The sequence below is a fragment of the Salmonella sp. SAL04202 genome (assembly GCF_046550775.1).
Taxonomy (GTDB): domain Bacteria; phylum Pseudomonadota; class Gammaproteobacteria; order Enterobacterales; family Enterobacteriaceae; genus Salmonella; species Salmonella enterica.
The window spans coordinates 1293602-1308546 of sequence record NZ_JBGDXK010000001.1 but is presented as its reverse complement, the minus strand read 5'-3'; the positions used below and the strand labels follow the sequence as shown (position 1 = coordinate 1308546).

Annotated in this window: 11 protein-coding genes; 4 read left to right on the top strand and 7 right to left on the bottom strand. The window is 51.8% G+C overall.

The annotated features are described in order from the left end of the window. Nucleotides 1-35 precede the first annotated feature (35 nt). Nucleotides 36-1424: a NarK family nitrate/nitrite MFS transporter gene (locus ACLJQJ_RS06560; RefSeq protein ID WP_063809244.1), complete on the bottom strand. Its 1389-nt coding sequence runs from the start codon at nucleotides 1422-1424 to the stop codon at nucleotides 36-38. 214 nt (nucleotides 1425-1638) lie between these two features. Continuing rightward, on the bottom strand, nucleotides 1639-2217 hold the full coding sequence (locus ACLJQJ_RS06555) for a TetR family transcriptional regulator (RefSeq protein ID WP_000121044.1): 579 nt from the start codon (nucleotides 2215-2217) through the stop codon (nucleotides 1639-1641). 117 nt (nucleotides 2218-2334) lie between these two features. Here ACLJQJ_RS06555 and smvA point away from each other — a divergent pair, with 117 nt between their 5' ends. Then, a complete protein-coding gene (smvA, locus tag ACLJQJ_RS06550; RefSeq protein ID WP_000489736.1) occupies nucleotides 2335-3822 on the top strand; it encodes a methyl viologen efflux MFS transporter SmvA in 1488 nt (495 codons plus the stop codon). Nucleotides 3823-3846: 24 nt separating this feature from the next. Here the strand turns inward: smvA and ACLJQJ_RS06545 are convergent, their stop codons facing one another. The 3 genes from ACLJQJ_RS06545 to yddG all read right to left on the bottom strand — a co-directional run bounded on the left by ACLJQJ_RS06545 (nucleotide 3847) and on the right by yddG (nucleotide 6865). Then, nucleotides 3847-4227 (bottom strand): GFA family protein, encoded by a 381-nt coding sequence (locus tag ACLJQJ_RS06545; RefSeq protein ID WP_014343841.1) that lies wholly within the window; start codon nucleotides 4225-4227, stop codon nucleotides 3847-3849. Between the two features lie 143 nt (nucleotides 4228-4370). After that, nucleotides 4371-5459 (bottom strand): porin OmpD, encoded by a 1089-nt coding sequence (ompD, locus tag ACLJQJ_RS06540; RefSeq protein ID WP_000769037.1) that lies wholly within the window; start codon nucleotides 5457-5459, stop codon nucleotides 4371-4373. Nucleotides 5460-5983: 524 nt separating this feature from the next. Next, entirely contained in the window at nucleotides 5984-6865 is an 882-nt protein-coding gene (yddG, locus tag ACLJQJ_RS06535; protein ID WP_063809242.1) for an aromatic amino acid efflux DMT transporter YddG, read from the bottom strand. Nucleotides 6866-7142: 277 nt separating this feature from the next. On the opposite strand from yddG, the gene fdnG reads away from it, so the two are divergent. Genes fdnG through fdnI form a run of 3 tightly spaced genes read left to right on the top strand, consistent with a single transcriptional unit; the run spans nucleotide 7143 to nucleotide 11737 of the window. Beyond that, the gene (gene fdnG / locus ACLJQJ_RS06530; RefSeq protein ID WP_001574320.1) at nucleotides 7143-10190 is read left to right on the top strand and encodes a formate dehydrogenase-N subunit alpha; all 3048 of its coding nucleotides are present in this window, start codon (nucleotides 7143-7145) and stop codon (nucleotides 10188-10190) included. A 13-nt stretch (nucleotides 10191-10203) separates the two neighbouring features. Further along, nucleotides 10204-11088, top strand: a complete 885-nt coding sequence (gene fdxH, locus ACLJQJ_RS06525) for a formate dehydrogenase subunit beta (protein WP_000061599.1) — start codon at nucleotides 10204-10206, stop codon at nucleotides 11086-11088. Next, nucleotides 11081-11737, top strand: a complete 657-nt coding sequence (fdnI, locus tag ACLJQJ_RS06520; protein WP_000045658.1) for a formate dehydrogenase-N subunit gamma — start codon at nucleotides 11081-11083, stop codon at nucleotides 11735-11737. Before fdxH ends, fdnI begins: the two co-directional genes overlap by 8 nt. Nucleotides 11738-11827: 90 nt before the next feature. On the opposite strand, the gene adhP is transcribed toward fdnI, so the two are convergent. Together adhP and ACLJQJ_RS06510 are read right to left on the bottom strand one after the other, a co-directional pair. Beyond that, nucleotides 11828-12838, bottom strand: coding sequence for an alcohol dehydrogenase AdhP (gene adhP, locus ACLJQJ_RS06515; RefSeq protein WP_000642447.1), 1011 nt, complete (start codon nucleotides 12836-12838; stop codon nucleotides 11828-11830). Nucleotides 12839-13129: 291 nt separating this feature from the next. Next, nucleotides 13130-14827, bottom strand: a complete 1698-nt coding sequence (locus ACLJQJ_RS06510) for an NAD-dependent malic enzyme (RefSeq protein ID WP_000450511.1) — start codon at nucleotides 14825-14827, stop codon at nucleotides 13130-13132. Between the last annotated feature and the right edge of the window lie 118 nt (nucleotides 14828-14945).

The following is a 14945-nucleotide window of genomic DNA, read 5'->3' as shown; positions in this document are numbered from 1 at the left end:
ATTGCCGGATGGCCGTCCTACAGGTGCGTATGTTGTTATTGTTGTTTAGGCTTACGACGCCCGTAGACCAGCCAGGTCAGCAGGACGCAAGCGAGGTAAAACAGCAAAAAGATTTTCATGGCGCCCACCGGCGAGCCGGTCAAGGCCAAAGAGGTGCCAAACGCTTTTGGAATAAAGAAGCCGCCCACAGCGCCAATAGCGGAGATAAAACCGAGCGCGGCGGCGGTATCCGTCACCGCTTCGCGCTGCGCCTGCTCATCGCTCCCGCCGCGCAGTTTGACGTTGTAGAGCGTGATCTGACGGAAGATCACCGCAATCATCTGGAAGGTAGAACCGCTGCCGAGACCCGCTGTCAAAAACAGGCCCATAAAAACAAGATAGAACGCGCTAAAGCTGCCTGCGCCGGAGCCTGGCAGCGTGAGGAATAGCAGGGCGGTAAACAGCGCCATAAAGATAAAATTAATGAGCGTTACGCGAACGCCGCCGAATTTATCGGAGATCACGCCGCCTGCCGATCGCGCCAGCGCGCCGATAAAAGGGCCAAAGAACGCCAGTTGCAGAATGTTTACGTCGGGAAATTGCGTTTTGGCGAGCATGGCGAAACCTGCGGAAAAGCCGATGAATGACCCGAATGTCGCCAGGTACAGCAGGCTAAGCAGCCACAGGTGCAGACGTTTTAGCACCGGCAATTGCGAAGCGACAGACGCTTTTGAACTGCCGATATCGTTCATACCAAACCAGGCGGCAAGCGTCGCGACAGCCAGTAACGGCACCCAGATCCAGGCGGCGTTAGTGAGGGCGAGCAGGGAGCCATCAGGTTGCGACACGCCCCGGACGCCTAAAAAAGTAAATATCGGCAGAAAAATAACCAGCGGCGCAATCAACTGCATCACACTGACGCCAAGATTTCCCAGGCCGCCGTTAATACCCAACGCGCTACCTTGTCTGGCTTTTGGAAAGAAAAAACTGATGTTGCCCATACTGGACGCGAAGTTTGCCCCCGCAAAACCGCACAATAGAGCGATGAGCATAAATACCCCGAAAGGGGTGGCGGGATTTTGCACGGCGAATCCCAGCCAGGCGCAGGGAATAATCAATATTACGGTGCTTAATACGGTCCATTTACGCCCACCAAACAGTGGCACCATAAAGGAGTAGGGAACGCGTAATATTGCGCCGGAAAGAGAAGGTAATGCGGTTAATAAAAAGAGTTGGTCGGTGGTAAAATTAAATCCAATTTTATTGAGGTTGACGGCAACAGCGCTAAACAACATCCAGACGCAAAATGCCAGGAGCAAACAACTTACTGAAATCCATAAGTTTCTTCTGGCGATGCCTTTCCCTTTATTCTCCCAGAAGGCTGGATTTTCGGGTCGCCAGTCACTCAAGAGATAACGGTTATAATTCTCGTTTTGTCGTGTCATTTTACCCCTCACATGCGCATATCATTTGAAAAAAAACACAAAAAAGAGACAGAGCGTCACGCGCTCTTTTGAGAACTTATTGAAGTTTTTTTAGAATATTGAGTGAAAGAATAGATAAAAAACCAGGCCAGCGCGGCGCGAAGAGGAGATATGATGTTTCTTAATTGTTACTATTTGTAAACTAAAAGTGATTTTTATTAAATTATTTGTAACTTTACGCAAAGAGTTCAAGCGTAATCATCCGATCCAGATGGTATTTAAACGCGGGATCGGCCATTTCCGGAATACCCAGCACATACATACCGTCTAGCCCGCACACCAGTGCGATAAGCCGCCAGGCGATATCCGTGGCGTTAGCAGTAAACGTAAATTCTCCTGCCTGTTTGCCCTGCTCGATAATTGTGACCGTTTCCTCATGCCACATCTGCATCGTGAGGAGATAAGCATCTCTGATGTGCGGATCCCGATCGGCCAGAATTTGCGCCTCTCGCCACAATTTTATGTAAGGCTCAAAGCCGCCGTCTTCGCTACCCAACATAGCGTGAAGCCGTGCACGCCATGTGGCGGGCGGCGGAACTTGCCCGGCATCAAGCAGGGTGCGGATCAAATGGACAAAGGCCAGCGCTTTGAGCTCGCCCGCCGAGCTGAAGTGGTGATGCACCTGGCCGGCGGCGACATCGGCTTCTGATGCGATTCGTCGCACCGTCATGGCGGCAAACCCCTCTGCAAGCGCCACGCGCATCGCCGCTTGCAGGATCACTTCGCGGCGTTCATCCCGGTTAAGGTAACTCATATTTTCCCCACATTAGCCAATGCGCGCAGTGTAACAAAAAGCTGGACATTCGTTCAACTTACCGTAGGATCCTGAAACTGGACAAGCGTCCAAATTTGAGTTTTTGAAGGGAGAGTTATGTTTCGTCAGTGGTTAACGTTAGTCATTATTGTGCTGGTCTATATTCCTGTCGCCATTGATGCCACGGTCTTGCATGTCGCCGCGCCGACACTGAGTATGACACTGGGGGCCAGCGGCAACGAGCTGCTGTGGATCATTGATATTTATTCTTTGGTCATGGCTGGCATGGTGTTGCCGATGGGCGCGCTTGGCGATCGTATCGGTTTTAAACGCCTGCTGATGCTGGGCGGGACGCTCTTTGGCCTGGCGTCACTGGCGGCGGCGTTTTCGCATACCGCCAGTTGGCTTATCGCCACCAGGGTATTACTGGCTATTGGCGCGGCGATGATTGTACCGGCGACGCTGGCCGGGATACGCGCCACCTTTTGTGAAGAAAAGCATCGCAACATGGCGCTGGGCGTCTGGGCAGCGGTAGGTTCGGGCGGAGCGGCGTTTGGGCCGCTCATCGGCGGCATATTATTAGAGCATTTTTACTGGGGATCGGTTTTCCTGATCAACGTGCCGATTGTGCTGGTCGTCATGGGCTTAACCGCCCGCTATGTTCCTCGTCAGGCGGGCCGTCGCGATCAACCGCTCAATCTTGGCCATGCGGTGATGCTGATTATTGCCATTTTGCTGTTGGTCTATAGCGCTAAAACCGCGCTGAAAGGGCATCTGTCGCTGTGGGTCATCTCGCTTACCCTGCTTACCGGCGCGCTGCTCCTGGGACTCTTTATCCGCACACAGCTTGCGACATCGCGTCCGATGATTGATATGCGGCTATTTACCCATCGCATTATCCTGAGCGGCGTCGTGATGGCGATGACCGCGATGATCACTCTGGTGGGCTTTGAGCTGCTGATGGCGCAAGAGCTACAGTTTGTTCACGGGCTATCGCCTTATGAGGCCGGGGTATTTATGCTGCCGGTGATGGTCGCCAGTGGATTCAGCGGGCCGATTGCGGGCGTGCTGGTCTCGCGTCTGGGACTACGGCTGGTCGCGACGGGCGGCATGGCGTTAAGCGCGCTGAGTTTTTATGGCCTGGCGATGACGGATTTCAGCACCCAACAATGGCAGGCCTGGGGGCTGATGGCGCTGCTGGGATTTAGCGCCGCCAGCGCATTGCTGGCTTCCACGTCGGCAATTATGGCCGCTGCGCCGGCAGAAAAAGCGGCGGCGGCCGGCGCGATAGAAACGATGGCTTATGAACTGGGCGCGGGACTGGGCATTGCCATTTTCGGTCTGTTGTTAAGCCGTAGCTTCTCCGCGTCTATCCGTCTGCCTGCCGGGCTTGAGGCGCAAGAGATTGCCAGAGCGTCATCTTCAATGGGAGAAGCCGTGCAGTTGGCGAATAGCCTACCGCCCACGCAGGGGCAGGCAATACTGGACGCCGCCAGACATGCCTTTATCTGGTCGCATAGCGTGGCGTTAAGCAGCGCCGGGAGTATGCTTCTTTTGCTGGCGGTAGGGATGTGGTTCAGCCTGGCAAAAGCCCAACGCCGATAACATAACGCCTGATGAGATAAGCGCTTAATGCGCTAGCTGGCAGGGGGAGTCCATTTCCTCAACCTCTTTACCGCTGAGGCGTGCGTATTGCCCCGTCAGTCGCCAGAAGGCAGGCTGGGTTTCGGTATAAATTTCCGCAGCCAGAATCAGCCGACGGCGATCAACTTCGTTCAGTTCCAGTAAGGTCCAGGGAATAAAATAGCGATCGGTATCGGTAAGCCGAAACCACAGCGGACACCCGCAGCCGGAACAGAAGTAGCGTTCGCCGCGCGAAGAGGATGAAAAGTATGGCGGTTCCGGGGAAAGGGGGGCTAGCTGTGGTTGCCCGCAGGCTTCCAGATACATGGCTATTCCACCCGACCATTTTTGACACAGCGTACAATGGCAGGCATAGACATCCAGCATTTCGACGTCAACGGTAAAATGGCTCTGTCCGCAAAGACAACGACCAGTGAACGTCTGCACGGCATACTCCTTATGACCGAGTCTACATCAAGAGAAAAAGCCAGCCCTGAAAGGACTGGCTTTGTATTCAGACTACAACAAAATTAGAACTGGTAGTTCAGACCAACAGCAACGATGTTGTCGGTAGACACTTTAGCCGCTTTGGTGAAGTCGCTGTCGTCCAGCAGGTTGATTTTGTAATCAACGAAGGTGGACATGTTTTTGTTGAAGTAGTAGGTAGCACCGACATCGATGTACTCAACCAGATCCTGGTCGCCGTAAGTACCCAGGTTTTTACCTTTGGATTTCAGGTAAGCGATGGACGGACGCAGACCGAAGTCGAACTGATACTGAGCAACTGCTTCAAAGTTCTGGGTTTTATTCGCGATAAACGCATCACCCGCTGAATCTTCACCAAAGGTGGTCATGTTCAGCGTTTCGGAGTAGGTGGTCGCCAGGTAGATGTTGTTCGCATCATATTTCAGACCAGCAGCCCAGACTTCAGCGTTTTTACCCGCAGCATTCAGGTTGCTCGCTGCTTTCACCTGGTTGTTAGTACGGTCAGACTTCGCATAGGCCGCACCTACGCCAAAACCTTCGTACTCATACGTTGCGGACAGACCGAAACCGTCGCCGTTAGACTCGTACGCGCCGTCACGGTCGTTTTTGCCCTGGTACTGCGCGGCAAAGTTCAGACCTTCAACCAGGCCAAAGAAGTCAGTGTTACGGTAGGTGGCAACACCAGTAGTACGGCCAGTCATGAAGACGTCAGTCTGAGTCCAGGTATCGCCACCAAACTCTGGCAGAACGTCGGTCCATGCGCCGATGTCGTAAGCAACGCCGTAGTTACGACCGTAGTCGAAAGAACCGTAGTCAGCGAATTTCAGACCAGCAAACGCCAGACGGGTTTTGTCTTTGTCAGCGCCCTGGCTTTCAGTACGGTTGCCTTTGAATTCATATTCCCACTGGCCAAAACCGGTTAACTGATCGTTGATCTGCGTTTCGCCTTTAAAGCCCAGACGCGCGTAAGTTTTGTCACCATCACTTCCGTTATCATCAGAGAAATAATGCTGAGCGTGAACTTTACCGTACAGATCCAGTTTATTGCCGTCTTTGTTATATACCTCGGCTGCATTTACAACGCCTGCTGCCAACAGGGAAGTCACTGCCACTGCCACTAACTTAAGTTTCATTTTAATAATCCTTATAATTTTCTTAGCGTGTTTCCTCAACCATTGTTAAACGAGGCGTTTGTCAATGGCAGACTATTTTTAAATGACGGAGTGGCATAAGTTCAATAATAAGTTTCATAAGATTACAAATTATTTTAATTTGTGTGATCGAGATCTCCTTAATACATTTGAGAGTATTAATTCAAATAGGGACTGTCTAATAAGATATATTTTCGGAGGGGACTATTGGGCTGTTTATGGTTTTATTTTTGGTAGTAACGACTGATTATTATATGCACTAATAACAGTTGCGAGCTAACGTTAATTATATATTTGTTAATATAATTACATCATTACATTAACATATTTAACGATTTTATAAAATTCATTTTTACCAGCGCAATCCTGGTATGGCGCAGGAGGAGCACGTGAAAATGGAAAATCGTCAAATACGCACAGGCAATAGATAAAAGCGTAGTTGTGTTATGAAGAGTGTCAAGGTACAGCGGGTCGATTTAATATCAATATCGGCCCGCCCGTCGCTATTAGCGCCGCCGCGTTGCCAGCCAACAAAGTAGTGAACCTACGCAAACCATGACTGCGCCTTGCCAGAAGGAGAATGACAGTGGTGAGCTGAGTAACAGCGCTGCCAGAGCAGAGGACATGACGGGGGTAAAATAAGACCCTACGGCCATGATAGTCACATTGCCATGAAGTATGCCCACATTCCATGCTGCGTAGGCAAACCCCAACGTTAATGCCGCGGTAAAAAGTTTAGCAATCACCGGTAGGCTAAATATCATGGCAGGTTGCGGCGTAAGAAAATAGTGTAACCACAGCGCTACGGCGGTGAGTAACACAAAGACGGTGATACCGTTAAAACCACGCGCATATTTATTGGTGACCGTGCAGTACGTCGCCCATATAAACGCCCCAAGAAATGCCAGGAAATAACTTAGCGGACTGGTGGCGACATTGTTGATAATTTCTCCGGCATTAAGACCATTCTCGCCCCCCAGAACCCAGCAAACGCCAGTAAGTGCAATAAGCAATCCAGGAACAATAAGCCAGTTAGTTTTTTGCCCATTAAAAAGAATGGCAAACAGAATAGTCAGGCTGGGCCATAAATAGTTAACCATGCCGACTTCGATAGCCTGATGGCGAGTGGCGGCATAACCGAGAGAAAGCGCCAGGCATATTTCATAACTGACAAACAGTACGCTGCCTGCGATGAGGTATCGCCCCGGGAAACGGCGGATATCAGGTAATCCGACGGTAAAAATCAGCAGCAGGCCGCTTAATGAATAGATCATGGCTGCGCCGCCTACCGGTCCAAGACCTTCGCTGACGCCGCGAATTAACCCAACCATCGTGCTCCACAGAACGATGGCAACAAGCCCTATTAGCGTTGCTTTTTGTGATGTCATGCTTTGTGACTGTCCTGAATACCGCGCAAAATAAACTGCCACTTATAGCACTTTTTCCGAGGGCGATGCCATGCAGTGTCATTTTTTAGTACCTCCCTGGAGTTATTGCGGTTTAAAAATAGGGCTATTTAATAGCGGAACCGTTTCAATATTGATTTGACGCAAAAAAGTTATCGATTTTGCTGTTAGTTTCCTCGCGAAGTTATACACGCATCCTGGGCTGAGGTTTTGCTGCAGTTCGAAGGAGGCGTGCATCCGTGGAAAAAAGAGGAAAGCAATGGACGTCAGCCGCAGACAATTTTTTAAAATCTGCGCGGGCGGTATGGCGGGAACAACGGTGGCCGCACTGGGTTTTACCCCTAAAATGGCCCTGGCTCAGGCGCGAAACTATAAGCTGTTGCGCGCAAAAGAGATCCGTAACTCCTGCACATACTGTTCCGTAGGTTGCGGGCTATTAATGTATAGCCTGGGAGATGGGGCAAAAAACGCGAAAGAAGCGATTTACCATATTGAAGGCGACCCGGATCATCCGGTAAGCCGTGGCGCGCTGTGCCCGAAAGGGGCCGGTTTGCTGGACTATGTTCACAGTGAAGATCGCCTACGCTATCCGGAATACCGCGCGCCGGGTTCCGACAAGTGGCAGCGCATTAGCTGGGATGACGCTTTCACTCGTATTGCTAAATTAATGAAAGCCGACCGCGACGCCAACTTTATTGAAAAGAATGAGCAGGGCGTCACGGTTAACCGCTGGCTCTCTACCGGAATGCTGTGCGCCTCGGCGGCCAGCAATGAAACGGGTATGCTGACGCAGAAGTTTGCGCGTTCTCTCGGTATGCTGGCGGTAGATAACCAGGCGCGCGTTTGACACGGACCAACGGTAGCAAGTCTTGCTCCAACATTTGGTCGCGGTGCGATGACCAACCACTGGGTGGATATTAAAAACGCCAACGTCGTGATGGTGATGGGCGGTAACGCCGCTGAAGCACATCCGGTGGGATTCCGCTGGGCGATGGAAGCTAAAAACAACAATGACGCCACGCTGATTGTTGTTGACCCTCGTTTTACACGTACAGCCTCGGTGGCGGATATTTACGCACCGATCCGTTCCGGCACGGACATTACGTTCCTGTCCGGGGTTTTGCTGTACCTGATTGAAAACAACAAAATCAACGCTGAATACGTTAAGCATTACACCAACGCCAGCCTGCTGGTGCGGGATGATTTTGCCTTTGATGACGGTCTTTTCAGCGGCTATGACGCCCAAAAGCGTCAGTACGATAAATCCTCCTGGAACTACCAGTTCGATGAAAACGGCTATGCCAAACGTGATGAAACGTTGACGCACCCACGCTGTGTGTGGAATCTGCTGAAGCAGCACGTTTCGCGCTATACGCCGGACGTCGTGGAAAACATTTGCGGTACGCCGAAAGCAGACTTCCTGAAGGTGTGTGAGGTGTTGGCCTCTACCAGCGCTCCGGATCGCACTACCACCTTCCTGTATGCGCTGGGCTGGACGCAACATACCGTCGGGGCGCAGAACATCCGTACTATGGCGATGATCCAGTTGCTGCTCGGCAATATGGGGATGGCTGGCGGCGGTGTGAACGCTTTGCGCGGCCACTCTAATATTCAGGGTTTAACGGATTTAGGACTGCTCTCCACCAGCCTGCCGGGTTACCTGACGCTACCGTCAGAAAAACAGGCCGATCTGCAAACTTATCTGGCAGCGAATACCCCCAAAGCGACGCTGGCCGATCAGGTCAACTACTGGGGTAATTATCCTAAGTTCTTCGTCAGCCTGATGAAATCTTTCTATGGCGATGCGGCGCAGAAAGAGAATGACTGGGGCTTTGCCTGGCTGCCTAAGTGGGATCAGTCCTATGACGTGATCAAATATTTCAACATGATGGATAGCGGGAAAGTCACCGGCTATTTCTGTCAGGGCTTTAACCCGGTGGCGTCCTTCCCGGACAAAAACAAAGTGGTGCAAAGCTTAAGCAAACTGAAGTATCTGGTCGTTATCGATCCACTGGTGACTGAAACGTCAACGTTCTGGCAGAACCACGGCGAATCTAATGATGTTGATCCGACAACGATTCAGACCGAAGTCTTCCGTCTGCCGTCTACCTGTTTTGCGGAAGAGGATGGCTCTATCGCTAACTCCGGTCGCTGGTTACAGTGGCACTGGAAAGGTCAGGACGCGCCGGGCGAAGCGCGTAACGACGGCGAGATTCTGGCCGGTATTTACCATCGTCTGCGTGAAATGTATCGCGCAGAAGGCGGTAAAGGCGCCGAACCACTATTGAAGATGAGCTGGAACTACAAGCAGCCGGATGAACCGCATTCGGAAGAAGTGGCGAAAGAGAACAACGGCTATGCGCTGGAAGATCTCTATGACGCTAACGGTACACTGCTTGCCAGGAAAGGCCAGTTGTTGAGCAGTTTTGCATTACTGCGCGATGACGGTACGACATCCTCCTCCTGCTGGATTTATACCGGTAGCTGGACGGAGCAGGGCAACCAGATGTCCAGACGTGATAACGCCGACCCGTCAGGGCTTGGCAATACACTGGGTTGGGCGTGGGCGTGGCCGCTAAACCGTCGCGTATTGTATAACCGCGCTTCGGCGGACCCGCAGGGTAAACCGTGGGATCCAAAACGGATGCTGATCCAGTGGAACGGCGCGAAGTGGACAGGGAACGATATTCCGGACTTTAACAACGCGGCGCCGGGGAGCGGGACCAATCCGTTTATCATGCAGCCGGAAGGGCTGGGACGTCTGTTTGCTATTGATAAAATGGCGGAAGGGCCGTTCCCTGAACACTACGAGCCGATGGAAACGCCGCTGGGCACTAACCCGCTGCACCCGAATGTGGTCTCGAACCCGGCGGCGCGTCTGTATGAAGAAGATGCGCTGCGCATGGGTAAGAAGGAGCAGTTTCCGTACGTGGGCACGACTTACCGCCTCACAGAGCATTTCCATACCTGGACCAAACATGCGCTACTTAACGCTATCGCTCAGCCGGAACAGTTTGTGGAGATCAGTGAGACGCTGGCGGCAGCGAAAGGTATTGCTAACGGCGACTATGTGAAGGTGAGCAGTAAACGCGGGTTTATTCGCGCGGTCGCGGTGGTAACTCGTCGTCTTCGCACCCTGCATGTCAACGGTCAGCAGGTTGAAACGGTGGGGATCCCGATTCACTGGGGCTTTGAGGGTGTCGCGCGCAAAGGCTATATCGCCAATACTCTGACGCCAAATGTCGGTGATGCCAACTCGCAAACGCCGGAATACAAAGCGTTTTTAGTTAACATCGAGAAGGCGTAAGGGAGGCGAACATATGTCTATGGAAACGCAGGACATTATTAAACGGTCCGCAACAAACGCCATCACGCCGCCTCCGCAGGCGCGTGATTACAAAGCCGAAGTCGCGAAACTGATCGACGTCTCCTCCTGTGTCGGCTGTAAAGCCTGCCAGGTAGCCTGTTCTGAATGGAACGATATTCGCGATAACGTTGGTCATTGTGTCGGGGTGTACGATAACCCTGCCGATCTCAGCGCCAAGTCCTGGACGGTGATGCGCTTTACCGAAACCGAGCAGAACGGCAAGCTGGAGTGGCTGATTCGTAAAGATGGTTGTATGCACTGTGAAGATCCAGGCTGTCTTAAAGCCTGTCCATCTGCCGGGGCTATCATCCAGTACGCGAACGGGATTGTTGATTTTCAATCTGAACACTGTATCGGCTGTGGTTACTGTATCGCCGGGTGTCCGTTTAATATTCCGCGCCTCAACAAAGAGGACAACCGCGTTTATAAATGTACGCTCTGCGTCGATCGCGTCAGCGTGGGCCAGGAACCGGCCTGCGTCAAAACTTGTCCGACCGGGGCTATTCACTTCGGCACCAAAAAAGAGATGCTGGAACTGGGTGAGCAACGCGTGGAGAAGTTAAAAGCGCGCGGCTTTGAACATGCCGGTATCTACAACCCGCAGGGCGTTGGCGGTACGCACGTCATGTATGTGCTGCACCATGCCAATCAGCCGGAGTTGTACCACGGCTTGCCGAAAGATCCGCAGATCGATACCTCAATCAATCTGTGGAAAGGGGCGCTAAAACCGCTGGCCGCAGCGGGCTTTATCGCCACTTTCGCCGGTCTGATTTACCACTACATCGGTATTGGCCCGAATAAAGAAACGGACGACGATGAGGAGGATCATCATGAGTAAGTCGAAAATGATTGTGCGCACGAAATTTGTCGACCGCGCCTGTCACTGGACGGTGGTGATCTGCTTCTTCCTGGTAGCGCTGTCGGGGATTTCGTTTTTCTTCCCGACGCTACAATGGTTGACGCAAACTTTCGGCACGCCGCAGATGGGACGTATTTTGCACCCGTTCTTCGGTATTGCCATCTTCATCGCGCTGATGTTTATGTTCGTGCGTTTCGTCCACCACAACATCCCGGATAAAAAAGACATTCCGTGGCTGAAAAATATTGTCGAAGTATTGAAAGGCAATGAGCATAAGGTGGCAGATGTCGGCAAATACAATGCCGGACAGAAGATGATGTTCTGGTCCATTATGAGCATGATTTTTGTGCTGCTGGTGACTGGCGTGATTATCTGGCGTCCGTATTTCGCGCAGTATTTCCCCATGCAGGTGGTGCGTTATAGCCTGTTAATTCATGCGGCGGCGGGCATTATTTTAATGCACGCGATCCTCATCCATATGTATATGGCGTTTTGGGTGAAAGGCTCGATTAAAGGCATGATCGAAGGGAAGGTCAGCCGTCGCTGGGCGAAGAAACATCACCCACGCTGGTATCGTGAAATCGAGAAGGCGGAAGCAAAAAAAGAGAGCGAAAAAGGTATTCAGTAATTCTTTCGCGATCTGATAAACAAGGCGCTATCCTCGTAGCGCCTTGTTTTCATCTGCTGTCTGTATACTCAGACGACCACAGCAAATCGTTTAACGACGGAAATCGATGACCATACGGCCACGAATTTGCCCTTGTTCCATCTCTTTAAAAATAACGTTGATATCTTCAAGCGGACGTAAAGCGACTTTTGGCACGACTTTTCCTTCCGCCGCGAACTGGAAGGCTTCGGTCAGATCCTGGCGTGTCCCCACCAACGAACCGACAACCTGAATGCCATCCAGCACCAGGCGAGGGATATCAAGGTTCATGGCTTCTGGCGGCAGTCCGACTGCCACCACGCGGCCTCCGGCGCGAACGGCATCTACTGCGGAATTAAACGCCGCCTTAGCGACCGCGGTAACCACCGCTGCGTGCGCGCCACCGGTTTTTTCCTGCACAATTTTAGCCGCATCTTCCGTACGTGAATTAATGGTCAGATCTGCGCCCATTTCCTCGGCCAGTTTCAGTTGTCCATCATTGACATCAATGGCGATCACTTTCGCATTGAAAACGTTTTTCGCGTACTGCAAGGCCAGATTACCCAGACCGCCCAGACCGTAGATGGCAATCCACTGGCCAGGTTTAATATGAGAAATCTTCACCGCTTTATACGTGGTAACGCCCGCGCAGGTAATACTACTTGCCGCCGCAGAGTCCAGACCTTCCGGTACTTTCACCGCATAATCCGCGACGACAATACACTCTTCGGCCATGCCGCCATCTACCGTGTAACCGGCATTTTTCACGTTGCGGCATAAGGTTTCATTGCCCGTATTGCAATACTCACAGTGTCCGCATCCTTCATAAAACCACGCGACACTCGCGCGATCGCCGGGTTTCAGCGAGGTGACACCGGGACCGACTTCCGCCACGACGCCAATGCCTTCGTGTCCCAGAATGACGCCGGTTTTGTCACCGAAATCGCCGTTTTTCACGTGTAGATCGGTATGGCATACGCCGCAGCACTCCATTTTTAGCAAAGCTTCACCGTGGCGAAGGGGACGCAGCGTTTTCTCAGTAACATCAACCTGATGATCTTGTGTGACAACAGCAGCTTTCATAACCTTCTCCTTTTATTAATAGTGAACTGCATAGCAGGTAATAGCAGGTAATAGCAGGTAAGGTGCTATTACCTCTTTAGGATTAATATTTCTGATGAGTTATGCAAGGCGGCAGAAATACAATGTAATAGTTTAGCCAGGATTATCCTGATAAATCCCCGTTCAATACATAAAGGTGGCTAATATTAGTAGCTTGACAAATAAGCATGGAAAGGAATTCAGGCGTGTCGACAGACTCACCAAAACTAAAGAAGAAAGTGATATCCGGCGGCATTCACCGCCGGGTACGTATTAAATGGAAGTCCGACGGTAGTCGCGGTATTCCGGTTTCCAGAAGTTATCGTCAATCGCCTGTTGCAGCGCTTCCGCAGAGGTTTTCACCGCTACGCCTTGTTGCTGCGCCATTTTGCCTACGGCAAAAGCGATAGCGCGCGACACAACCTGGATGTCTTTAAGCGCTGGCAACACTAATCCTTCGCCGTTATTCACCAGCGGAGAATGTTTCGCCAGCGTCTCACTGGCTGACATCAGCATTTCATCAGTAATGCGCGATGCGCCGGAAGCGATAACCCCCAGACCGATGCCGGGGAAAATATAGGCGTTATTACATTGTGCGATCGGATAAACCTTATCTTTCCAGATGACCGGCGAGAATGGGCTGCCGGTTGCCACCAGCGCGTTGCCTTCCGTCCAGGCGATAATGTCCTGTGGCGTGGCCTCCACGCGAGAGGTGGGATTAGAGAGCGGCATGACGATCGGGCGAGGGCAATGCTTATGCATCTCGCGGATGATCTCTTCAGTAAAGAGCCCGGTCTGGCCGGAAACCCCGATCAGGATATCCGGCTTCACGTTACGCACCACATCCAGCAGCGACAGCACGTCATTTTCGGTATCCCAGTGCTGGAGATTGTCGCATTTCTGCACCAGTTTTGCCTGGAACGGCAATAAATTAGGCATCCGGTCCGTCAACAGGCCGAAGCGATCGACCATAAAAACGTTCTGTCGGGCGGCATCTTCGCTTAAACCTTCACGCTGAGTCTGCGCGATGATTTGTTCAGCAATCCCACATCCGGCGGAACCCGCGCCGAGAAAAACGATTTTCTGCTCGCTAAGCTGACTGCCGGCAGCGCGGCTGGCGGCGATCAACGTACCAACGGTCACGGCTGCGGTGCCCTGAATATCATCGTTAAAGGAGCAAATCTCATCACGATAGCGCGTCAACAGCGGCATTGCGTTTTTCTGCGCGAAATCTTCAAACTGTAGCAGGATATCTGGCCAGCGCTGCTTAACGGCCTGAATAAACTCATCGACAAACGCATAATACTCATCGTCGGTAATGCGCGGATGACGCCAGCCCATGTAAAGCGGATCGTTGAGTAACTGTTGATTGTTGGTGCCGACATCCAGCACAACGGGAAGGGTATAGGCCGGACTAATGCCGCCGCAGGCGGTGTATAATGACAGCTTACCGATAGGGATCCCCATCCCGCCGATGCCCTGATCGCCAAGCCCCAGAATCCGCTCGCCATCCGTCACCACAATAACTTTAATGTTGTGGTTAGGCACATTCTGCAAAATGTCGTCCATATTGTGACGGTTCGGATAAGAGATAAATACGCCGCGCGCCCGGCGATAAATCTCAGAGAAGCGCTCACAGGCCGCGCCCACGGTCGGGGTATAGATAACCGGCATCATCTCTTCAAGATGGTTTTGCACCAGTCGATAAAAGAGCGTTTCGTTGGTATCCTGGATGTTACGCAGGTAAATATGCTTATCGATTTCTGTTTTAAACCCCTGATACTGGAGCCAGGCGCGTTCGGCCTGTTCTTCAATCGACTCGACGACCTCTGGCAGCAGCCCTGACAAATTGAAGTTGCGGCGCTCTTCTACGCTAAAAGCGCTGCCTTTGTTTAACAGGGGGAATTCCAGCAATACAGGGCCAGCGTAAGGGATATAAAGGGAACGTGCTTTCTTGGTTGTAGTTTCCATGTTACTCACTCTTTTTCGAATAACTGTCCCTGGCACCGTCGTTTATCATCATATATTGCCTTCCACCAGGGAACCGACCCTGAGTATAAAGCATTGTGAGACGTTAAGGTCATTCCTA

Excerpts from the sequence above, each read along its gene's own strand:
- ACLJQJ_RS06560 (WP_063809244.1), bottom strand. The coding sequence starts at position 1,424 with ATGACACGACAAAACGAGAATTATAACCGTTATCTCTTGAGTGACTGG.
- ACLJQJ_RS06555 (WP_000121044.1), bottom strand. The coding sequence starts at position 2,217 with ATGAGTTACCTTAACCGGGATGAACGCCGCGAAGTGATCCTGCAAGCG.
- smvA (WP_000489736.1), top strand. The coding sequence starts at position 2,335 with ATGTTTCGTCAGTGGTTAACGTTAGTCATTATTGTGCTGGTCTATATT.
- ACLJQJ_RS06545 (WP_014343841.1), bottom strand. The coding sequence starts at position 4,227 with ATGCTGGATGTCTATGCCTGCCATTGTACGCTGTGTCAAAAATGGTCG.
- ompD (WP_000769037.1), bottom strand. The coding sequence starts at position 5,459 with ATGAAACTTAAGTTAGTGGCAGTGGCAGTGACTTCCCTGTTGGCAGCA.
- yddG (WP_063809242.1), bottom strand. The coding sequence starts at position 6,865 with ATGACATCACAAAAAGCAACGCTAATAGGGCTTGTTGCCATCGTTCTG.
- fdxH (WP_000061599.1), top strand. The coding sequence starts at position 10,204 with ATGTCTATGGAAACGCAGGACATTATTAAACGGTCCGCAACAAACGCC.
- fdnI (WP_000045658.1), top strand. The coding sequence starts at position 11,081 with ATGAGTAAGTCGAAAATGATTGTGCGCACGAAATTTGTCGACCGCGCC.
- adhP (WP_000642447.1), bottom strand. The coding sequence starts at position 12,838 with ATGAAAGCTGCTGTTGTCACACAAGATCATCAGGTTGATGTTACTGAG.
- ACLJQJ_RS06510 (WP_000450511.1), bottom strand. The coding sequence starts at position 14,827 with ATGGAAACTACAACCAAGAAAGCACGTTCCCTTTATATCCCTTACGCT.